16 protein-coding genes are annotated in these 21,865 nt (G+C 58.2%); 4 read left to right on the top strand and 12 right to left on the bottom strand.

Features of this window, described 5'->3' with window-relative positions; all coding sequences use genetic code 11:
* Window positions 1-81: 81 nt before the first annotated feature.
* From IVB28_RS11855 to IVB28_RS11840, 4 genes are all read right to left on the bottom strand, one after another.
* The gene (locus IVB28_RS11855; RefSeq protein WP_247526376.1) at window positions 82-696 is read right to left on the bottom strand and encodes a transglutaminase-like cysteine peptidase; all 615 of its coding nucleotides are present in this window, start codon (window positions 694-696) and stop codon (window positions 82-84) included.
* 851 nt (window positions 697-1,547) lie between these two features.
* Window positions 1,548-2,861, bottom strand: a complete 1,314-nt coding sequence (locus IVB28_RS11850) for an HlyD family type I secretion periplasmic adaptor subunit (protein ID WP_247526375.1) — start codon at window positions 2,859-2,861, stop codon at window positions 1,548-1,550.
* The gene (locus tag IVB28_RS11845; protein ID WP_247526374.1) at window positions 2,858-4,561 is read right to left on the bottom strand and encodes a type I secretion system permease/ATPase; all 1,704 of its coding nucleotides are present in this window, start codon (window positions 4,559-4,561) and stop codon (window positions 2,858-2,860) included. The genes IVB28_RS11850 and IVB28_RS11845 overlap by 4 nt, the downstream gene beginning before the upstream one ends.
* A 321-nt stretch (window positions 4,562-4,882) precedes the next feature.
* Window positions 4,883-7,363 carry an Ig-like domain-containing protein gene (locus tag IVB28_RS11840; protein WP_247526373.1) on the bottom strand — a complete coding sequence of 827 codons (2,481 nt, stop codon included), beginning with the start codon at window positions 7,361-7,363 and terminating at the stop codon, window positions 4,883-4,885.
* Window positions 7,364-8,262: 899 nt separating this feature from the next.
* Between IVB28_RS11840 and IVB28_RS11835 the strand changes: the two genes are divergently transcribed.
* Complete coding sequence (locus tag IVB28_RS11835) at window positions 8,263-9,228, top strand: class I SAM-dependent methyltransferase (RefSeq protein ID WP_247526372.1); 966 nt, start codon at window positions 8,263-8,265, stop codon at window positions 9,226-9,228.
* A gap of 22 nt (window positions 9,229-9,250) precedes the next feature.
* Here IVB28_RS11835 and IVB28_RS11830 read toward each other — a convergent pair whose 3' ends face one another.
* Window positions 9,251-10,087 carry a right-handed parallel beta-helix repeat-containing protein gene (locus IVB28_RS11830; protein ID WP_247526371.1) on the bottom strand — a complete coding sequence of 279 codons (837 nt, stop codon included), beginning with the start codon at window positions 10,085-10,087 and terminating at the stop codon, window positions 9,251-9,253.
* A gap of 26 nt (window positions 10,088-10,113) precedes the next feature.
* Window positions 10,114-11,199 (bottom strand): glycosyltransferase family 2 protein, encoded by a 1,086-nt coding sequence (locus IVB28_RS11825; protein ID WP_247526370.1) that lies wholly within the window; start codon window positions 11,197-11,199, stop codon window positions 10,114-10,116.
* A gap of 141 nt (window positions 11,200-11,340) precedes the next feature.
* Here IVB28_RS11825 and IVB28_RS11820 point away from each other — a divergent pair, with 141 nt between their 5' ends.
* The gene (locus tag IVB28_RS11820) at window positions 11,341-12,135 is read left to right on the top strand and encodes an FkbM family methyltransferase (RefSeq protein ID WP_247526369.1); all 795 of its coding nucleotides are present in this window, start codon (window positions 11,341-11,343) and stop codon (window positions 12,133-12,135) included.
* Window positions 12,132-13,403 carry a hypothetical protein gene (locus IVB28_RS11815; RefSeq protein ID WP_247526368.1) on the top strand — a complete coding sequence of 424 codons (1,272 nt, stop codon included), beginning with the start codon at window positions 12,132-12,134 and terminating at the stop codon, window positions 13,401-13,403. The genes IVB28_RS11820 and IVB28_RS11815 overlap by 4 nt, the downstream gene beginning before the upstream one ends.
* A 109-nt stretch (window positions 13,404-13,512) precedes the next feature.
* Here IVB28_RS11815 and IVB28_RS11810 read toward each other — a convergent pair whose 3' ends face one another.
* Window positions 13,513-14,649 carry a glycosyltransferase gene (locus tag IVB28_RS11810; protein WP_247526367.1) on the bottom strand — a complete coding sequence of 379 codons (1,137 nt, stop codon included), beginning with the start codon at window positions 14,647-14,649 and terminating at the stop codon, window positions 13,513-13,515.
* A 337-nt stretch (window positions 14,650-14,986) separates the two neighbouring features.
* Between IVB28_RS11810 and IVB28_RS11805 the strand changes: the two genes are divergently transcribed.
* Window positions 14,987-16,213: a glycosyltransferase family 4 protein gene (locus IVB28_RS11805; protein ID WP_247526366.1), complete on the top strand. Its 1,227-nt coding sequence runs from the start codon at window positions 14,987-14,989 to the stop codon at window positions 16,211-16,213.
* A 74-nt stretch (window positions 16,214-16,287) separates the two neighbouring features.
* On the opposite strand, the gene IVB28_RS11800 is transcribed toward IVB28_RS11805, so the two are convergent.
* From IVB28_RS11800 to IVB28_RS11780, 5 genes are read right to left on the bottom strand one after another with little or no spacing between them, the layout of a single operon-like run.
* The gene (locus tag IVB28_RS11800) at window positions 16,288-17,034 is read right to left on the bottom strand and encodes a class I SAM-dependent methyltransferase (protein WP_247526365.1); all 747 of its coding nucleotides are present in this window, start codon (window positions 17,032-17,034) and stop codon (window positions 16,288-16,290) included.
* The gene (locus IVB28_RS11795) at window positions 17,031-18,521 is read right to left on the bottom strand and encodes a methyltransferase domain-containing protein (RefSeq protein WP_247526364.1); all 1,491 of its coding nucleotides are present in this window, start codon (window positions 18,519-18,521) and stop codon (window positions 17,031-17,033) included. The genes IVB28_RS11800 and IVB28_RS11795 overlap by 4 nt, the downstream gene beginning before the upstream one ends.
* Window positions 18,518-19,714, bottom strand: coding sequence for a DegT/DnrJ/EryC1/StrS family aminotransferase (locus IVB28_RS11790; RefSeq protein ID WP_247526363.1), 1,197 nt, complete (start codon window positions 19,712-19,714; stop codon window positions 18,518-18,520). Before IVB28_RS11790 ends, IVB28_RS11795 begins: the two co-directional genes overlap by 4 nt.
* Complete coding sequence (locus tag IVB28_RS11785; RefSeq protein WP_247526362.1) at window positions 19,654-20,679, bottom strand: NAD-dependent epimerase/dehydratase family protein; 1,026 nt, start codon at window positions 20,677-20,679, stop codon at window positions 19,654-19,656. The genes IVB28_RS11790 and IVB28_RS11785 overlap by 61 nt, the downstream gene beginning before the upstream one ends.
* Window positions 20,652-21,830 (bottom strand): DegT/DnrJ/EryC1/StrS family aminotransferase, encoded by a 1,179-nt coding sequence (locus IVB28_RS11780; RefSeq protein WP_247526361.1) that lies wholly within the window; start codon window positions 21,828-21,830, stop codon window positions 20,652-20,654. Before IVB28_RS11780 ends, IVB28_RS11785 begins: the two co-directional genes overlap by 28 nt.
* Between the last annotated feature and the right edge of the window lie 35 nt (window positions 21,831-21,865).

The raw sequence follows: 21,865 nt of genomic DNA, 5'->3' as shown, positions 1-21,865 counted from the left end.
TGCGGATGCGTGCACTTGCATGCTTCGGCTCAAGCGTCCCGCCGGCGCTAGCCCAGCGCGATCCCGGCCGCGCGGTAGGAGTCATGCTCCTGGACGGCCGATCGTCGCCCACAGCCGGCTGTCGCTCGGCCGTTGCATGCGGACCCAGCGATATAGCACCTGCGACCAGGATTTGATCTGGGGCGTCAGATTGTCGAGGACCAGATCGCCAGTCCTGGCGCGCACCACCAGCACAAGGTGATGGTCTCCAGAACTGGTGACCACCTCGCTCAATAGCAGGACCCGCGCGGGCCAGCCGCGCTGCAGCAGTTCATGACGCTTGCTCACTGCGTAGTCATTGCAATCACCGCGATGGGGGTTAACGATCCACTCCTCACCTGCAAGGCCGAGTTCATTGGGCTGCGGAGCAATGGCGCGGTTCACGGCGCTATTGACTGCTTTCAACTGTGCCCATCGCCCCTTCGTCAACCGGATTGGCCCGCCGCGGAAGAAGCGCCGCGGGCGACATTCGGCCTCATAACGCAAGCAAAACACCGAATAACTGAAAGGCGGAAGCGTCGGGCGTCCCAGCTCGACATGCGCAAGAGCCGCTTGCGGAACCCTTGGCACTGTCAACAATGCAGCACGCGCCCACTGAGCGCCTCCGATCATGACAGCTACAACTGTCGCGACGACCAGTCCCGGGGTTTGTTGCATCTGCCGATCCCCTGAGATCGCCAACTAAGGTCTGGATTCACCGGTCAGCGGGGCCGCCCCGGTCTTGGGAGCGACCAATCGTTTAGATTATACTATTTAATGATAATTAAATTAACTAGCAATATTACTCTCTCATTTAAATCGGCGCTGATGTCGCACGTAGACAGCCGGGATTGCCCGCGGGGCCCTGCTGGAGGGAAGAATGAAAGGGGTTGAGAAGTTCTGATCGGCTCGGGCGTCCCCGATGGAAGGGACCGTCAAGGACGGACCGGGACATGCTTCGAGCATCGAGCGCCATGCAACATCTCAGCGCCACATATAATTTCAACAATCGATTTGATTATTCGCCGAGACCGGATCTTCAAACAATACTTCTTCGGGCAGGACAATTTCATATGCCGGATGAGCTACTCGTCGTTCTGGGGCTGAAGCCACGATACTCGTCTTCGACGCGGCAATGACCCTGTACGCTAAGCGAATGGATGTGCTAAGCGGACGGTCGTTCGAGCGATCGATAGTCTCGCCACGGACAACAGGCATCCACTACGGCCGATCCGTCGAAAGCCGCGGGATCTATGCGGTTGCTCAGGAAGTGGATCGATCTCGCCGCGCTCGCCCCACCAAATCTCTTGCGACGGCCCTACATCACCAGAACGCCGCGGTCGAGCTTTCAAATCAGACCGCAGACTCCGTCCTGGCTTGTGACGCGCTCTGGTCAACCAGCCACGCCTACTGCGGATGCATCCGGCCGTCCAGCCCTGCCTTCAGAGGCTAATCGCAACGCTGGTACCCACGGATAGGCGCCAGCCGCGAATTCGCGCAGTCGAGCGCTGCTATCTTCCCGCGAAGAATCAGCGCTCCTTGAATGCGCGCTCCGCCTGATCGTGCAGCGGCTTGAGCAGGTAGGATAGCGCGGTCCGACCTGCCGTCTTGATGAAGACCTCGACCGGCATGCCGGGCAACAACTTGGCCGACCCAAGTTTCGCCAGCTCTTCCGGCTTAAGCAGGACACGGCCCGTGTAGTAACTGGTGCCGGCACGCTGATCCTGTGTAATGTCTGCCGAGACCATGCTGACCTCTCCGTCGATTTCGGGCGTGGTCTTCTGGTTGAACGCCGCGAAGCGCATTGTCGCGGTCTGCCCCATATAGACCTGGTCGATATCGCGCGGTGCGATCCTGACCTCAACCGCAAGCGAGTCCGCATCGGGCACGATCAACATGATCTGCTCGCCGGGAGAGATCACACCTCCAACCGTGTGCACGCTCAGCTCGTGGACGCGGCCGGTTTGCGGTGCCCTGATATCGACCCGGTTCAATTGATCGACCGCCGCAGTCTTGCGCTCGCTCAGCTCGGAGAGCTTCGATCGCGTTTCGATCAGATCCTTTCCAACTTCCGTCCGCAGGTCCTGGTCGATCTGAATGGTCTGGAGTCCGATTTCGGCGATCTTGCCTTTCGATTGAGCAATCATTCCTGCCAGCTGGCTGCGCTCGCCTTCGAGGCGGACGGAATCACGCTCGAGAGAATTGAGCCGCGTGATCGGCACCAGATTTTTTTGCCAGAGACTGCGCACGCCCTCCAGCTCCTGCCGAATAAATTCGACTTCCTTCTGCTTGGCCTCTGTCTGCCCCGTAAGGCCTTTGATCTCGTTTTCCAGCTGCGCGCTTTTCTCCTGCAACTGCGCTTTTTGGCCGCCCCGCGCCTGACGACGCAGCTCAAACAGCTTTCGCTCCGCAGTGATAGCACGGCTCGCCTCGGAGTTGCTCTCCTTGGCCCGGTCGAGCAGCATCTTTGGAAAGACAGCATGCTCGGCGCCATCGCGCTCGGCCTCCAGGCGAGCCTGGCGCGCGAACAGCTCATCGAGGCTGTTGGTGACGATGGTCGCATTCGCGAGCGTCTGAGTCTCGTCGAGGCGGATCAAAATATCCCCTGCATTGACCCGCGCGCCCTCCCGCACGCGCAACTCTCCCACGATCCCGCCAGTGGAGTGCTGAACTTTCTTGACGCTCGAATCCACCACGACCACGCCTTGGGCGATCACCGCGCCCGACAGTTGGGTCGTTGTCGCCCAGCCGCCGACCCCAAAGGTTACCAAACCAAACATGATCATACCCACGATCATGTAACGCTGGATGGATTGCATCGCCGGTGTCACCTGGCCATTCATCGGCCACCTCCTTGAGCTTCCGCGACGACCTTGAGCGGTGTGGGATTTCGCAACACTCTCTTCAGGACCTCCTCTCTCTTGCCGAAGGACTGCACCTTGCCTCCCCCGAGGCACAAGACATGGTCCACACCTTCCAACGCCTTCGGACGATGCGCAACAACGGCGACAATTCCGCCTCGACGGCGCACGTTCAAGATCGCCTCGGTCAAGGCGTCCTCGCCCTCGGCATCGAGATTGGAAGAGGGTTCATCAAGTACGACCAGGAACGGCTTGCCGTAAAAGGCGCGCGCGAGCCCGATACGCTGCCGCTGCCCTGCCGACAGCGCTAACCCTCCTTCGCCGATCTTCGTGCCGTAGCCGTCTGGAAGCGAGAGGATGAGATCGTGCGCACCCGCGGCATGCGAAGCTTCCAGAACTGCGGCGGCCGTTGCCTTCGGATCGAACCGTGCAATGTTCATTGCAATGCTGCCGTCGAACAATTCGACGTCCTGAGGCAGATAACCGATGTGCTTGCCGAGGGCGTCCGAAGACCAGTGATCGAGCGAAGCGTTGTCGAGCCGGATCCTGCCTCGAATGCACGGCCACACTCCCACCAGCGCGCGTGCCAACGTCGATTTGCCGGACCCGCTCGGACCGATGATTCCAACGGCTTGCCCGCTCCGCAGCTGGAACGACACTTCACTCACCGTGGGCCTCTCCGAGTTCGGGGCGCCAATATAGAGGTGCTCGGCAGTGAGGGTTTCAACGGGCGCAGGCAATGCCAACCGCTCCTCCTCGCGAGGCAGAAGCTTCAGCAAGCGATCAAGCCTTTGCCCCGATTGCCGCGCGGCGACGAATCCTTTCCAGTTCGCGATGGCCATTTCGACGGGCGCCAGTGCCCGCGCGGTGAGGATCGATCCGGCAATGATAATGCCGGCCGTGGATTCCTGATTGATAACGAGGACGGCGCCCACGGCAAGAACCAGCGATTGCAAGATCGCCCGGAAGAGCTTGGAGGCACCACCGAGTCCGCTTGCGACATCGCTTGCCTGCTCATGAGCCGCGAGGTACTTCGCGTTGACATCCCGCCAACGTAAGCCCGCCTGTTGCCGCATGCCCATGGCCTGCAGGACCTCGGCATTTCGCCGCCCTTCGAGCGCCAGTGCGGTCCGCGAGACGGCGAGACGCGAGGATGCCTTTGCCGGCCCTCGCGTACGTGTTTCCGTAAGTATCGTAATGCCGACCAGGACCAGCGCGCCGGCCAACGCAGTCACGCCAATCCAGAAATGAAAGAGGAAGCAGATGCCGAGATAGATCGGCATCCAGGGAAGATCGAAGAGCGCCGTCGGCCCCCCGCTCGACAGGAAGCTGCGGACCTGATCGAGATCCCGCACCGGCTGCAAGCCATCGCCATCCGCTCTGGTCTTCAAAGGCAGGCGGACAAGCGAGTCGAATATGCGAATGCTGAGCTTTTCATCGAAATACCGGCCAACCCGGGAGCTGATCCTGCTCCTGACGAGGTCGAGTCCACCCTGGAACAGGTAGAGAACCGTGGCCAGAACCATCAAGGCGACCAGCGTCGGTATGCTGCGCCCGGGCAGCACCCGATCATAGACTTGCAGCATGAAAAACGAGCCGGTGAGCATAAGGAGATTGCTCATCCCACTGAAGGCGGCGAGAGCCCAGAAAATCCGGCGGCACGACCGCAGGAAAGCCGACATCTCTGACTGCGACTCGTCATAATCCTCCGCCGGTCGGGGTCGACCAGCAAATATCCGTTGCCGCAGGGCCTCGACCGGGCGCTTTGCCCAGCCGATCAGTTGCGGCGTCCGCAGTTCGGCATCATCCGCCCACTGTCGTCCGACGGACCATAGTCCTGACAAATGCATAAGTGGGATGCGATAAGAATTCACAAGCGGGGAGATCACCCCCCGCCGTCCAGAGTCAGTCATGACACCCGCCCTTGAAACAAGCCTCGGGAGATCCCCCAAGAGATCCCCGAGGCAGTTGTTGAGTACTCGTCTGTGTGGTTGACTCGCCGCTTACGCGAAGTGGAAGTCGTGGCTGGTCAACGCATCCAGCTTGGTGTTCTTCAGAGTGAGCGTGTCGCTCCCCGTCGCGAGGACGACGTCGCTGCCCGACTGGGCCGCGTGGGAGAGAACGCCCGCGAAACTGTCGAACACAGTCTTGCTGAACTCGATCGTGTCGTGAGCAGGACCGCGGGCAACGAAGTCCTTGATGACGTCGTGGCCGAAGTTCGCGCCAAACACGAAGGTGTCGGCCTGGCTGCTGCCAACAAAGGTGTCGTCGCCGGCAGTGCCCTTCAGCGTCGTGTTGCCTGTCGAGGCGACGAGCGTACTGCCCGAAGTAGCCACCACCTGACTCGTGCTGTCGGATACGGTGGACGACGCAGTTGCGGTGGAAGTACCGATCTGCCCGTCGCTGTTCAGATCCTGATGGAAGCTCGTCTCGAGCGATTTAAGGCCAGAGTCCGTACCCGACACGGAGCCGCCCGACGTGGAGCCAGTCAGGGTGCTGACATGGGAGACGTAGTTGCCGTTGTTGTCGGTGTTCCAGGCTGTGTACTGACCGGTGCTAGCCTCCTTCCAGGCAACCTGATAGCCCGTCGCTGTCTTTTCCGCAGCAATGGGAGCCCACGTGCCATCTGATCCATCGACAAAATCCGCACCGCCATATTTCAGTGAGGGGCCCGATCCGCTGCTGCCGTTGAGGTAGTATTTGTCGCCACTCTCGACGAGACTTGTCACACCGGCCGACTCGATGACCTTGCCCGTAATCGGCGTTGGCGACGTCGGTGCAGTTGCAGTGGAAGTACCGATCTGCCCGTCACCGTTCAGATCCTGATGGAAGCTCGTCTCCAGCGATTTGAGGCCGGAGTCCGTACCCGACACGGAGCCGCCCGACGTTGAGCCGGTCAGGGTGTCGACATGGGAAACGTAGTTGCCGTTGTTGTCGGTGTTCCACGCCGTGTACTGACCGGTGCTTGCCTCCTTCCAGACGACCTCATAGCCCGTCGCCGTCTTCTCCGCAGCGATCGGCGCCCAGGTGTGATCTGACCCGTTGACAAAATCCGCACCGGCATACTTCAGTGAGGGGCCCGTCCCGGTGCTGGTGTTGAGGTAGAATTTGTCGCCACTCTCAACGAGACGTGTCGCACCAGCCGACTCGATTACCGTACCGGAAGTCGGCGACGTCGGTGCGGACGGGGTCGCCGAGGTCGCTATGCTGGCCGCGAACGCGGTGGACGCCGCGCCGGTGTTCCCTGCCGCGTCCGTTGCCGTTGCGGTGAGGCTGTGCGAACCGGCCGCGAGAGTCGCGCTGGTGTAGCCCCACACGCCACTGCTGTTGGTCGTGGCGGTCCCGATCTGGGTCGTGCCGTCGAACACCTTGACGACGCTGCTCGCCTCGGCACTGCCCGACAACACCACCTGACTCGCGCTGTTCACCGTATGGCTGGCAATGGTCGGCGCAGTCGGCGCTTTGGTATCGACGGTGACTGCCCACGCAGCCGACGCCGCGCTGGTCTGACCCGACGCGTTGGTCGCCGTTGCGGTGAGCGTATGCTTGGCGTCGGTCAGGACCTTTGTGATGTAGTCCCAACTGCCGCTTGAATCCGCAGTCGTCGAACCGAGCTGGGTTGTACCGTCGTAGACCTTGACCGTGCTGCCGGCCGCAGCGGCCCCCTTGAGCTCGATGGTATTGTCGTTGGTGATCTTGTCGCCAGCAGTGCCGCTATCTGTCGAGAACGACCCGACGACGGGAGCGTCCGGTGCCACCGGGGCTGTCGAGCCCGAGCCGCTATTCGCCGATGTGTTGAGGGCCGAGATAAGTGACCCGCTGTCATCGACGTTGCCGGTGTAAACCGGGGAGTTGCCGGTGAACGCGGTCGGGCCCCAATAACCTCCACCCATGTGGTTGTTCGTGACCACCACACCAGTGACCGATCCGCCGTCGAACTGGGACGAGCTGTAGATGTTGTAACCGCCGCCGTACAGCAAGTTATTGTCGACAACAACGTTCGAGACCGGCCCGAAGTAGTTGTCGATCATGATTGCCGCCGTTTGGGTATGGTCATTGATGACCGTGTTGTGGCGGATGGTGATATCGAAGTTCTTCCCGTCGATCGAAATACCGTCGTAGTGCGGAGATCCCGACGCGATCATATCGTGGATGTAATTATCCTGGATGAGGGTATTCCCTCCATCCACCCCGATCCCATTTTCGACGTTGTAGATGTTGTTGGCGATGAACTTCCCTTGCCCCATGATTCCGTAGTCGCCGTCATTGCCTGAGCCGACGCCATTGATCTCATTGTGCTGGACCACCGCTCCGGTAACGCCCGTCGCAACCCTCACGGCGTAGAACGCATCGGTCGTGACCTTGCAGTTCTCCAACGTGACATTCGGAGCGTTGATGAAGACCGATCCATGGATGTCGAGGCCGCTGATCACGGCTCCCGCCGTGTTGATGACGAGATCCCCGAAGTAGGGAGTGAGGGTCACGCCCGCCGACACTCCAGTATTCGTAGCATCAGGCCAAGCAGTTGTCGTTGCCAAGATATTACTCTCCTTCGCAGTTAAATCGAACGTGCAGTGCACGTAGACGCGGGTATCCCCAAAGGTCGCGTCCGGCCGGTGTCATGCTCCACCGGCGGGGGCTTTTTTGGGACGAGATGGCGGCACCACTTGGGTCATTTTTTGGATACAAGCTCGGCTAAATTCAATCACGATTAAAAAAACCGAAGCAACTCCGCCATGTAAGCTCCGAGAGGTTGCGGGTGTTCGGACGTTGCCACAAGAGCACACCCGGATTTATTCACTCCTATCTACGCAGGCGTCGGCACAAGCGTGCGTCATCACCAGTGAGCCGTCAGCTTTTTTTATTTAATTGGCGATATAATGTCTGCCTTCGCAAAATGGCTCGCTGCCAGAAAGCCTCTGACCACGAATGGCGTTGGAATCGAGCCACTCGATCTGACGGGCCTCGTGCGAACTCGTCAGCAGAGCTCGGCCGGGTGCTGCGCATCCTCTGGCGGCACTCACCTAAGATGTGGCGGTCGAAAGCGTCGAGAAGCCGTTTGAAGCACCTGATGTTGCCGGCCATCCCGCTGCGTAGCCGCTGTATCTTTTATGAAGCGCGCGCTGAGTCGTCGTGCCCGTGCGATCGACCGCTGAGGCCAGACTTGCTGCATTGTCGTGGCAGGGCGAGGCCCGAAAATGCAGGTTTTCTCCGCCCGGCAAAGGCAGCCGGGTTCTTACGGCCTTGGCGACCTCGGCAAGGGCGCCTGGTCTGGACGGCCGAATGACAATGGGTCACAATATTCCCGTGCATCAGTGCAGTGTTGTTAGACCCGCAGATTGTCTCCCGTTTTTCTCTTCATTCAGCTCGGAAGTCATGATCCATGCACTATTTCCGCAAGTCTGTTTACAGAGCACTCGATTTGATTTTGACACCCGTCGTTTTGCTTTTTGCGCCGCTTGCAGTCCTCCTGAGCCGCCTTCGTGATCGGGCTCCCTTCTCGAGGTCCGTCTGCGACAGATTTCAGTTCGCCATTGTGCGGCATCACTACTACGAGCCCATCCTTTTCGCGACGGACCTGAAGCGCGATCTCAGTCTTCCGAGGCAAATTGCCGGGCTGAACTTGAACGAAGCTGCACAACTTGAGTTAGTCGAGCAATTTAACTACCGGGACGAACTGCTCGAAGTTCCAATCCATCAAAAGGGACCCAGCGAATTCGGATACCACAACGGATCGTTCGAGCCTGGAGACGCCGAATTTCTTTATAATATGATACGTCACTTCCAACCCAAACGGATAATTGAGGTCGGAAGTGGCAATTCGACCCTCATGGCCCGCCTCGCGATAAAGGCGAACAGGACGGACAATCCGGGCTACGAATGTGAGCAAATCTGTATCGAGCCGTTCGAGCAACCGTGGCTCGAAGCGGCCGGTGTGACGGTCTTGAGAAAGAAGGTCGAGTGCTGTCCCGACAGCCTGTTTGAGACTTTGGACCAGAACGACATTCTGTTCATCGATTCCTCCCACATCATCCGGCCGCAGGGCGACGTCCTGCACGAATATCTGCACGTGCTCGGTCTCCTCCGCCCCAACGTGATCGTCCATGTCCACGACGTCTTCACGCCGCACGACTACCCTGCTCAATGGCTACTTCGCGATCGCTGGCTGTGGAATGAGCAATATCTTCTTGAGGCCTTCCTGAGTTTCAACGCACATTTCGAGATTATTGGCGCAGTCAACTGGCTTGCTCGCCATCACGGAGCCAGGCTGAACAACGCGTGTCCGGTTTGGATGCGCGAACAGTGGCGCGAGCCAGGCTCATTCTGGTTCCGGCGGCTGAATAAATAGGGGACCTGAGTGCGCCGATGACTTACCGGGGACCAGCGGGGCGGCCTGTCACGTTGTCCACATTTTCTCGCCAGACCGGGACGTTCTTCACAATCGAACTATAGCCCCACTTCCCTCTGCCCATCCGATTCTTCGTGAACGAAACTCCCTCGACCGATCCGCCGTTGAATTGTGCAGAGCTATAAACCGTGTATCCACCGCCCATCAGCAGGTTGCCGTCGACTTCGATATTTGAGATCGGCCCGAAATAATTATCGATCATGACCGCCGAGGTCTGCGTGTGCATGTTGATGACCGTGTTGTGCCTGATAACGATGTTGACGTTGCCGCCATCGATCGAAATGCCATCGTAGTGCGGAGAGCCTGAAGCAAGGAGATCGTGAATGTAGTTGTCCTGGATGAGCGTATCGGACCCGGACACACCAATTCCGTTTTCCACATTGTAGATGTTGTTTGCGATGAACGTACCCTGGCCTACTATGCCGTAAGAACCATCATTGCCTGAGCCAACGCCGTTAATCTCGCAATTCTTGATCACCGTGCCAGTAATACCGGGCTCGATTCTCACGATGTAAAACGAGGCAGAAGTCACCCTGGAGTCGATCAACGTTACGTTCGGTGCCTTGATATAGACGCGGCCTTCGATGTCGAGGCCCGAGATGGTTGCGCCGGCCAAGTCTGCCACAACATCGCCGGAAGGCGTCAGCTTCACATTCGCACGCACCCCTGTATTCGTTGCGTTGGGCCACTCGAACGTGGGTATCTGATCGCGCTCGGCGGCGCGCGCAGCAACGGCAGCTACTCCGAGGCTTGCGGCCGCAAGCAATAAAAGCGCCTTAATCAAGCTTGATTGCCGCATCTGGAACTGCCCCCTACTTGTGTTCGTTACTGGGCCATCCGCTCCTTCGGCCGGCCTATTTCGCCCCTCAATCCGGCGACAAGTCCTTCGATCGCTGCGCGACTGTTGTTTGGCGCTCCCTGCAGCAAGAACCTGAGTGCATAAAGGAGGGAAACCGCAATTCGAAGAGGCACCGACCACGGAAAATGTCGCCGTACAAAGCGAACGCAATTGCGGTGCTGGAGGTAAACGGAGAGTACTGGTATGGCCGATGAACCTCTGGCCGATCCCGTCGTCGTACCTCGCTTGTGGACGACGATCGAATCGGCCGCGTAACCGAGCCCCAAATGTCTCGCGCGAAGTCCCCAATCCATATCCTCGTAAAACAGGAAATAGCTTTCATCCATCATACCGATCCGCTCGATGCACCAGCGGGTCACATACATCGATGCCCCCGAAGGGCTATCCATCGCGTCTTCGATGGCGGCGATGTTGCAGGACACGTTGAGAAGGTCTCCGAGGCCGATGGCAACGTCCCTCGCCGCCAGCTTCTGCCAGGAGAGCCCGCCGCGGAATCTCACGTGATCGGCGTCCAGGCTGTCGAGAATGGTGCTGCCCACCATCGCCTTTCGGCCGGACTCCGCCCGTTGGTGTAGCGCCGCCAGCGCAGACTCGGTCGGCTGGGTGTCCGGATTCAAGATCCAGATGGCCTGCCAGGTGGGTATCGCAGAGAGCGGACGCAACCACGCGTTAATCCCGCCCGCATAACCCAGATTGTCGGAGGCGCACGCAACCCACACATTTGACGATCTTGCTCGCAGAACCAGGCGTTCAACGTCGGTAAATCGGTTGGTATTGCAATCTATCGCGATTCCCGGAGATTGGCCCCGCAGGCAAGGGCCTCCTTTGCTGATCAGGGCGTCAACAAGGCGGTGATAGGCATCATCACCGCCATTCTCGCAAATGAAGATGTCGAAAGCGGGCGAAGCCGTCGCACGCGACAGCGCCAGCAGACAATCAACGATGTCTTGTGAGTTGCGATAGCCCACGATAAGCACCGCGACCTCGGAAACCAGGTCCTCCGCCAGCCCATACGAAGCGTCTGTTTCGCTGGCCTTCAAGCCGATCGTCATGGGGCTTACACTCCGAGTATTTAATAGATCGTATATATTGTCGTAGCTTTAAATAGTCGGCGTTGCAATCTGCTTTATCTGGTTTAATCTTGAGATATCGATGGCCGCGCGCAACCTCTGCCTTGGCAAGGTCCTATCGTCATGAATTTGAAGCCCTTCGCCCGTTTCGCATATGCGAACATCCCCGGCGTTGCCGCCGCGCGATTTGCATTTAAGGACGCGGCGGCCTCCTACCTTGCAAAACCCGAGTACGGTGGCGCGACTTGGACCGCTCGGGTCGATGGATTGATCATCGACATCGGAGCGAACCGCGGACAAAGCATTCGCGCGTTTAAGAGACTCAGGCCTCAATCGAGCATTGTCGCCTTCGAACCCGAACCGGTCTCGGCCGAGCGGCTCAAAAGCCGGTTCTCCGGAGATCGGTCCGTCTCGATATTCGCCTGCGCTCTAGGGGCCAAGCCGGGCACCATTACATTCTTCGTTCCTTCATACGGTTGGTGGGCTTGCGATGGTATGGCGGCGACCTCCCGCAGGGCGGCCACCGAGTGGCTGAGTGATTCCGGCCGCATGTACCGTTTCGATCGGTCCAAGCTAACCGTGGGCGAACACAGGATCGAATGTCGCACGCTCGATTCCTTTGCCATGTCGCCGTCCCTGATGAAGGTCCACGCTCAGGGAGCCGAGTTGGAGATCCTGCAAGGGTCGGAGCAGACGCTGAGACGGCACAAGCCAGCACTGATGTGCGCCTTTGCATCGGACGAGCTTTCGGAGTTCGTTTCCGACATCGGCTATCGGCCGCACATCTTTCAGAACGGACGTTTCGAGAGGGGAGTGGCGCCGCGTTCAGTCACTTTCACGTGGTATCTGACTGACGATCACAGCCGCAGCGTTCAGGTCGAAGAAACTGGGTCACGGAGCGAGGCGGTTCTCTCATGAGCGTCACGGTTGCAGGCAGCGATTACGGCCTGACAAGTACGGCTTTGCCGAGAGCCTCCGAGCGGTCCAGTACGCTGCCGGCTTGGCTGCTGCTGATCGGACTCGTTCTGCCAGCAGCACAAGTCCAACTGTACCTCGCCGACGCGAAATTGACGATAGGTCGGATCAGTATCCTGCTCCTCATAGTACCTGCGGTGGCAAGACTAGCCAGGGCTGGTCGTCATACACTCGCCTCGGACTATCTTGCATGTGCCGTCGCAGCATGGATGTTCGCAGCCGCTTACTACACGAGCGGGCCGAGTGCGATTTCATCGACCGGCGCCGAGAGCCTCGAGTTTCTGGGCGGTTATCTTGTCGCGCGCGGGTTTTTCTTCGGACCAGCGGCAATTTACAGCTTCATTCGACCATTCAAGATTGTGACTGCCTACATCGTCCTGCTGGCGCTTTTCGATAATCTTTCGGGTCGGCTCATTGTTCAGGAAACGTTTTCTGCCGCTTTCGGCAGCTTTGCGCCGCTCTCGCCCGACTTTAGGCTTTATTGGGTAAGAGCTGCCTCGACATTCGACCACCCAATTCTGTTGGGCACCTACTGCACTGTCGCCTGCGGCATCTTCCTGTTTTCGGAACAACGCCCGTTATCAAAGATGCTCTGGGCGAGTCTTTGTGTTTTCGGCTGCCTCTTGTCGTTGTCCTCCGCCCCGCTATTGTCGTGTCTCGTTATCCTGATGCTCTACCTTTATAATACGGCACTGAAGGAATACCCTGGACGATGGCGCGTGCTGCAGCTGTGTCTTGTTACGATCGTTGTCTTGATCATGGCCGTGGCCAATCACCCACTTGGCTGGATCATCTCCCACCTGACCTTCGATCCGGTGTCGGGATACTTTCGAATGCTGATCTGGGACGCAGCTACACAAAAGATTATGGAGTCTCCTTTTACCGGGTACGCATTCGGTCCGCTCAATCACGACATTCTCGATACCACGATCGACTCTGTATGGTTGGTGTTTTCGCTTCGGTTCGGGCTTCCGATGATTGTCCTTCTTGTCTTGACAAACGTTGCGAGCATCCTACCGGCGAAAAGTCGCTTCACGGGCATAATGGAGGATCCTCGCGCGCCAGATCTTCGCATCGCGTTGACCATCGCAATAGTGATGCTCATGTTTACCGGGCTGACGGTTCACTACTGGAATTATCTCTGGATATTTTGGGGAGTATGCATCGGCATTAGGGCGTCGCTACGCGAGTTCTCGATGTACCAGGTCTAGCCCTGCCAACCGGCCAAACACGCGGATTTCGTAGCTGCGGCATCCCAAGCAATTCGCAGTCAGAGCGGAAATGCCGATTGCAGAACGGCCCGAGACGCCTCAGAGCCGATTACGGCGACCTTAGACGCTTGATAGCTGGCCGTACCAACTGCCATCCGCGCAATCCCAACTGCCGTTTGCAGGCGAGAAGCAACCAACGACGCGATCTCGTGACCTTGGGGTCCAGCTTTGACGCAATCGCCGAAAGGCGCTCCGATAATTCAACGTCTCCGTCGTTGAAGGCTCGGCTCGCGCAACTGGTCGCGTCGAGCGCCAAATGGCTTATCAACCACGACCGAAGATCATTCACGTCTGCGAGCACCGGGGCACAGCTATCCAGGAAATGTTCAAACGCCAGTTTGCGTTGAAGGAAGTCCTGCTCTGCCGAATATCCGCCTGACATGTTGGTTGAATGTCGTCGATACACAGCCTGGATCGCATCGATAAAGCCGACAGGACCATGCGCTGCGAACCGCAACCACATCTCCATATCACCGCTGTGCGTCAAATCCGGTAAGTATCCTCCCACCTTCTTCTGCAGGCTCGTTCGCACTATCACGCTCGGTGCGATCACGATATTTCTGGCGCCCCCGATTTTTATGAACTCTCGCCCGGAAAGTATCTTTGTACCAGGCCCAAGTTCCGGAGGCGGTGCCACGATCGCCTCGTGACCTTGATAAAGCGCGACCGCGCCGCCAAACGTGAGGCCGACCGAGGGATGCTCATCCATCAGTCTCGTCGCCCTCTCAATTGCACCGGGCATCAAGTAATCGTCCGCGGACAGCAAAATCATGTAGTCTGCAGCGGCCCAAGCGATCCCCTCATTGAAGGTGGCGATGTGGCCTTTGTTGGCAGAATGCCTGCGAAACTCGACCCGAGGATCTGCACGAATCAGTTCTTGCGCAACCTGAGGCGTACTGTCCGTCGAAGCGTCATCAATGATCAGCACCCGCAACTCGGGTCCGCACTGCTTCAAGAGGCTGTCGACGCATTCTTGGAGGAAATGCCCATACTGAAAACAGGGAATGATCGCATCTACGGAACTCACGGCGTGTCCATTCCCGCCAAAGGCCTCTGGAAAGAGCTTTCCATGATTCTTGGGCCTCAGGTCACAATGTTGCTTACCCACTGCAGACTGACCATTCATCAAGCGCGCAGCGACACACTTGATTGTACATCGCAGTTGGGCAAAGATAATTCCGTCCATTTAATTGGGTTTTTTATTTTTCGCAATATATGTTTAATAGTTAATTTTCGTGCTACTTTTCAACCTCAGCACACCCAGACGGACGGCATTTGAACCAATGGCGGGTCTCGGTCAAAACGACCTTTCTTTGCGAGGACGTGCGACACTTTGGGCACAGCGAAACTCCTGGCGGTTGCCGGGAAGCGTTAGGCGTATCGCAAAGAAACTGTTCATTAGCAGCGAGTTGGCCTCCGGAAGCGACGATATTGTCGAGGACTGGTCGAGGCCACTCGTGCCATACCATGCCGCGGTTGCGCCCAATCCACCGGCGGCCCCCGCCTCGATTCCGACCAGCAGCATGTCGAACCCAAACGAGCTTCTCGTGTCGCCAGGCAGTGTGCATTGCCTCATCGTCACTCCGGTGCTCGACGCCGGAGGCCTTGATGAATTTGTCGCCTTTCTCGCGCGGCGCCTGCCCCACTTCGGATTTCGCGTCACCGTTATGTGCGCAGATTCATCGTCAGCGCCCGTCGGACAACTGTTCACCGCATTGCAGGGGGAAGGCACAGCGGTTCTTGCCGCCTCGCCAAGCGACGCTTGCTTATGGATGCAAGCGAATTGTCCTGACGTCGTCAGCGCGCACGATCCGCCCAGCTGGCTTTTGCAGGCGGCTAGTGACGCCCGCGTTCCAATCGTCGAAACGCTCCACGGCGTTCCAACTCCCATAAGCACGGATTGGACGGAAGAGCACCAGAGATCGAAATTCGTTACCTGCTTTGTGGCGGTCAGCGAGCTCGTGAGGCGTCAGTACCTATCAGGCAATCCGTCCTATCCCGATCGCGCCATTATCACCATCCCCAATGCCTTCAACCAGACGCATCGCCCGCTGGTGAACAGATCGGAAGCCCGGGCCTGGCTGGGCCTCAATGATGAATTTCTCTTCCTCTCGCTTGGTCGTCACACGGTTCAGAAGAATGCATACGGCCTGATACGGGCGTTCTCCGAAGTCGCAGAGGATGACCACAAGGTTCATCTGCTGATCGCCGGCCGCCTGGACGATGCCGTGTACACGCGGCAGGTGCGCACTCTTCGCGATAAGATGCCTTGCAGGGAGCGAGTTCATCTCCGGCACTCGTTTCCAGATCCGTCCATCCTGCTAGCCGCCGCCGATTGCTTTGTTCTGAACTCCTTCTTCGAGGGATGGTCATTGGCCTCCATGGAAGCCTTAGGCGCGGGCTTGCCCACAATTGTGAGTGACGTCGGCGGTGCGCGTGAGCAACTCGGGATGGACGGTAGCCGCGGATTCGTGGTAATGAACCCGGTTGGCGATCCCGAGAGGGCGAATTGGCACAGCTCGAGCCTTATGCGGTTTCAACCGCAAAAAAATATGGATGAACTCGTCTCCGCGATGAGGTCAGTCATCGCAAACCGAGACTATTGGTCAGGGATACGCGGGCAACTGTCTGCGGATTCAAAAAGCCGCTTCGATCCTGTCACATGCTCCAAGCGGCATGCGGAGGTTCTTCTTTGGGCGATTTCACGATCCATGATGAAGGGTGAATTCGCGGATTGTGGTCGCCTGTAGTCGACGCCCCCGACGAGTACTGCGCGCTGCGAGACTGGGGGGCCACCTCGCAATCATCACCCCCCGCTATCCCGTCAGTCGGCCTTCTTCCAATTGATCTTCGGCTGCGTGGTAAGTTCACCAATCGGCTCACCCGCCATAATGTATTGCTTTGCCAAGTGATGGGTCAGGAACCCGAGGGTAAGTCCATCCAACATCTTGGATTTTGGACCTTCAAGGCCTGTAATCAGACCATCTTTGATTATCAGATTTGAATCGTTCAGAAGCTTGACGGCGGTATCTTCAACAAAGAACTTCAAATGGGTGCGGTCAAGGATTCCCGAATCTGCGTATTCAAATCGACGCTGGAAAAGCAGGGGAAGTGTCACGCTCAGATGCGCAATGTTCGGAACGGAAACAATCACGCGCCCACTATCCACGAGAAGGTTTCTCGTGATGGCCTGAAGCGTACGAGTTGGATCCGGGACATGCTCAAGGACATCAAGCAATAAGATCAGGTCAAATTTGCTTGCCACCCGCGATATCAAATGGTCGATGTCTCCGATGATCGCGACATCGGCATGCTCTTGCAGGTCGGCCTCAAGTGCTGGATTGAGCTCGACTCCGCATGTCGTGGCAGCGGGGTAGATCGACTTAAGCCAGATCAGAGTGAAGCCTGCGCCAGGTCCTACTTCGAGTATCCGAGAGGCGCGGCCGGGCAACAACGATCGAATCTCGCGACGAGAGCGGCTATAGTAGTTCTTTGCAGCCGAGCCCTGCGGAGCACCATCGTGTCGCTGCATCTCACCGACTTCAATCCTTTTGGCGGCCTCCAAGCTCATTGAACGACGCTCCCTCTGGAAACCTCCATTTGCTCCATTCCGTGATCTTCGCGGAAGAACCGCTTTCGCGATTCCTGCCTTGTGGCGGTCGCAACAAGGTTGGATGCAATTATGGGGGACAGGAGTTGCAACATTGGACTGATTCGATGCGGAGCGCACCTTTCGATCTTCTCGATCGCCAGACCGGCCCCCGCACACCAGCCTTGAATTTTTCCGGCCGTCGTGTTGTGGATCCCAACGGCCTCGAAGCTCCCCCAGTGTTGAAAGACGTTGCTGGTCTTCGCGCATTCCCAGGCGTAACGAAGAGACGGTCGATTAGGCACACTTATGATTACCCTCCCGTCTGGAGCCAAGAGATCGACAAGTAGCCTAAGCAGATGTACCGGATCGCGGACGAATTGCAAAACATCGACGAGAAGCAGCCGGTCAAATCGCTCGGCTGCAATTTTCGCTCTCGCCGTCAAGACGTCCCCTAACACCACCTCGGCCCCGAGCTGGGCCAGGCCGTTGCCCACAACGGGGTCGAGGGGCACAGCCACCACGCGGTTTCCTCTCTCCAGCAGTCGGCGCTCGTTTGCAGCGGAGCAGGATCCAATCGATAATACGGCTGCGCTCTTCGGTACGCCGGACAACACTTCATCCCTGGCCGGTTCGTAATAGTCCTTTGAATACATGCCATGCCAGAGCTTCGTCTCGGCACTGAATAGCGGAACCGCGTTGTTTCCCTCACGCGCGATCTGCATCAGAACGGAGAGTTGTGCATCCAATTGCTGGCGATCGACGCCGAGCCGGTTGATATATTTGTTCGGTAGATGGTGGGCCGAGAAATCATCGATACTGGAAATAGGTATCAACTTCTTGAAACCACACTGCGTGTATGGATCGGTCGCAGCAGTGCACGGCAGATCGTACTTGCCTTCGTGAGGTCCGACCAAAAACCCACCGGACGCAATTGCTCTCGCAAGCTGCTGCTGCGTGAGCACATAGCTGGCGGCATGCTCGTTGGTAAAATGAGCAAGGTAGTAATTTCCCCTGATCTTTACCGACGTACAGTCCCAGTGGAAAGAGCCATGGGCCTGCGGATAATTCAGCTCGCCGTTTGACGCTTTCTCGACGAGCATTAGTCCGGCAACTTCGTCCTCATTCAAGACTGAAGTCACATCGAGAAATGCCCTGATATTCCTTTCAGTTATCAGGATATCGTCTTCGGAATAGATGAAAAGATCGTACTGATCAACTCGCGCTGCAAACAACTCCTTGTGCGCGAACGGGAGCGACCATGGATTCCTATTGGGAAGACCAACGACACACTCGATGTCTGCGGCTGGCTTCTTGTCAATGTTGGATATGATCACGACGTCCACGTCGAACGACATGGACTGGTACTCGCTGATCACTCGATCGAGGTAAGCGCTATTGGCCGTCCCATAGCTCGCGATCACGACCAAAAGCCGCAATGCCTTTTGATCGGCGGTCCCCGAGATCATCGTTCCAACTCTGCCCGCACCGCAGCGGCCACCCTCAAGGTATCCTCCAGGTCCATCTGTGCATAAATGGGCAGCAAGATCGACCGATCCTGGGCGAGTTCGGATTGACGCAGATCCTGCCCCTGGGTGAGGCTCGAATAGGGCTGCTCACGGTGGGCGCACATGATACCGCGGCGGGTCGCAATGCCCTTATCGAGCAAATGTTGCATAACAATGCGTTGGTGGAGGCGGTCAGGGAGACGCACGCAATAGCTCTGCCAGTTGGATCTGGCCCACGCCGGTTCGCTCGGTAACCGCAGACCGTCCAGATTGCCCAGCTGTTCGGAATACTTAGCGGCGACCGCTCGCCGGCGTGCCACCAGTTCTGGAAGCCGCTCGAGCTGCCTTCGTCCAATTGCAGCTTGCATATCGGTCATTCGGTAGTTGTAGCCAAGAACGACGTACTCCTCGAAGATTACGGACGACGAGTTGTGACGCACTGTATCCGGAACGCTCATACCGTGCTGGCGCAGCAGCTTGAACTTGCGATCAAGCTCGGCATCCGCGGTGGTGAGCATCCCACCCTCGCCGGTCGTGATCACCTTTCGTGGATGAAAGGAAAAGCAGGCAATGTCTCCATGCGGCTTGCCGATCGGCTCCCATTCGCCGTTCATCCGGATCTGCGATCCAACGGCACAGGCCGCGTCCTCGATCACCGCGATCCCGTGGTGTCGCGCCACGGCGATGAGCGCTGCCATATCACACGGCATGCCCATCTGATGGACCACGATGATCGCGCGCGTGCGCTCGGTGATGGCTTCTGCCAGCCGAGCGCAATCCAAATTGTAGGTCTCCGGATCAATATCGACAAAAACCGGAGTGGCGCCCTGATGTCGGATGACATTCGAGGTCGCAATGAAGGAATGGCTGACAGTGATCACCTCGTCGCCGGTGCCGATATTCAACGCTGCCAAGGCGAGTTGCAGGGCGGTGGTGCAATTGGAGACGGCACAGGCGTACGGCGCGCCAACAAACGTAGCGAACTCGCGCTCAAACGCCGCCACCTGCGGACCTTGCGACACCCAGCCCGACAGCACGACCGCGCGCGCAGCGTCGGCTTCTTCGTCCGCAAGCAGCGGCAGCGCGATCGGAATCACGATGCCGCCGCCTGGCGCTGGTAGTCCGCAGCGAGTTCGCGTTCGGATCGCCACCATTTCACGAGTTCGGCGAGCCCCTGCTCCAGAGAAACGGTGGTGCGGAAACCCAGCAAACGCTCTGCCTTACCGGTCGATGCCAGCCGGCGCGGCACTGGATTAACCGAGCGTTCCGGCCCGAATTCGGGTGTCAGGCCGCGGCGTCCCATCACAGACGCAAGCATCGTAGCCAGCTCCGCCAGGCTGGTCTCAGTGCCGGTTCCAACGTTAAAGACCTCATCGGTGATCTTCGACCTGGCCGCTAGGATGTTGGCGCGGGCGATGTCGCGGACGTGAACGAAGTCCATGGTCTGTTGGCCGTCACCAAAGATAATCGGAGTCAATCCGGCCTCCAGCCGCTCCATCCAGCGTATCAAGACCTCGGTATACCGTCCGTGGAGGTCCATCCGGCTGCCGTAGACATTGAAATACCGAAAGGCCACATAGTCGAGGCCGCATACATCGTTGAACGCCCGCAGGAGGCCTTCGTTAAACGCCTTGGCGGCTCCATAGAGAGTTCGGTTGTTGTACGGATTCTGCCGCTCGGTCGTCGGAAACTCCTCGGCCATGCCATACACGGACGCCGACGACGCTGCGATGATCTTCTGGATATCGTACTTGATGCATAGCTCCAGCAGGTCATACGTGGCATCCACCATGACCTCCTTGGCAAGGCGTGGTTCGGCCGCACAATGAGTGATGCGGAGTGCGGCCTGGTGAAAGACGATATCGGCAGCCTTGACCAGCGCATCCATCAGCTTGCGGTCGCGTATGTCGCCATGAACCAATCTCACCGGCCCACGCCCGAGCGCGCGCCGGAGATTTTCCGGCCGGCCTCTTATCATGTTGTCTATGGCAACAATCTCGATACAGCCCTCGTCGCAGAGCAGATCAACGATGTGGGAGCCGATGAATCCCGCCCCGCCGGTGACCAGAACGCGCTTTCCCTTGAGATCAATCAAGACGCTCTCCTGTTGTGCGACCATGTCATGACGTTTTGTGGATCTTCTGCTCGGTCGCTGACCACTCCGTTAGGCCGCCGTGCCGCAGCGTTCCTCAATGTGGAGACAACTTCGACCGCCTGCTCCGGCAGCAATTCCGGATAAATTGGTAGAGAGAGGAAGTCGTTCGCCAGCATCTCAGTGACGGGAAGATCACCAGCACGATAGCCGAGTTCTGCGTATGCCGTCTGCAGGTGCACCGGAACGGGATAGTGGATTCCCCCTGCGATGCCGGCGTCACGCAATAGCGTCAGCGCCTCATGGCGGCGCGGCGATCTGACCGCATAGACGTGATACACGTGACGGGCGTACCGGGGCGGTTGGGGACGAGCGAATGGGAGATCAGACAGCAGTGCATTGTATTTGTCAGCGAGCGACCGACGCGCTTCCGTCCAGCGCTCAATGTAGTCCAGCTTGACGTTCAATATCGCGCTCTGAATTTCGTCCATGCGATAGTTGTATCCGGGAATGACGTGATTGTATTTCGTCTCCTGTCCCCAATCCCGCAGCATCGACACCCGGCGCGCCAATTCAGGCCGATTGGTTACGATGGCCCCGCCCTCGCCAAACGCTCCAAGATTCTTGCCGGGGTAAAAGCTGAAGCATCCCACATCGCCAATCGAGCCTGCGCGACGTCCGCGGTATTCCGCGCCATGCGCCTGCGCGGCGTCCTCGATAACGACCAGACCGTGACGACTCGCGATCTCCATGATCGGATCCATGTCGGCCATCAGCCCGTGGAGATGGACCGGCAGGATCGCTTTGGTTCGTGGTGTTATCGCAGCTTCGATCGAGCCGGGATGCATCGTCCATGTTAGCGGGTCAACGTCGACAAACACGGGCCTCGCGCCGCTGTAGAGAATGGCTGCGGTTGTCGCGACGAACGTCATGGATACCGTAATGACTTCGTCACCGGGTCCGATGCCGGCCGCCAACAAGGCAAGGTGAAGCGCCGAAGTTCCGCTGTTCACCGCGCGGCAATGGGCAGCCCTGCAATACTCCGCAAAGCGCTCCTCGAAGACAGCTACCTCGGGGCCAAGCACAAAGTGCCCGCTGCTGACGACTCTCGCGACCGCCGCGTCGATTTCCGGCTTGATCGCGCTATATTGGGCTTTCAGATCCAGGAAAGGTATCAAGACACAAGACCTTTTGTTGGGACCAACATTATAAG

It is taken from the genome of Bradyrhizobium sp. 199 (assembly GCF_023073355.1).
In the GTDB taxonomy this organism is placed as follows: Bacteria; Pseudomonadota; Alphaproteobacteria; order Rhizobiales; family Xanthobacteraceae; genus Bradyrhizobium.
The sequence above is the reverse complement of the archived record's forward strand: the minus strand, read 5'-3'. Positions and strand labels throughout refer to the sequence as shown.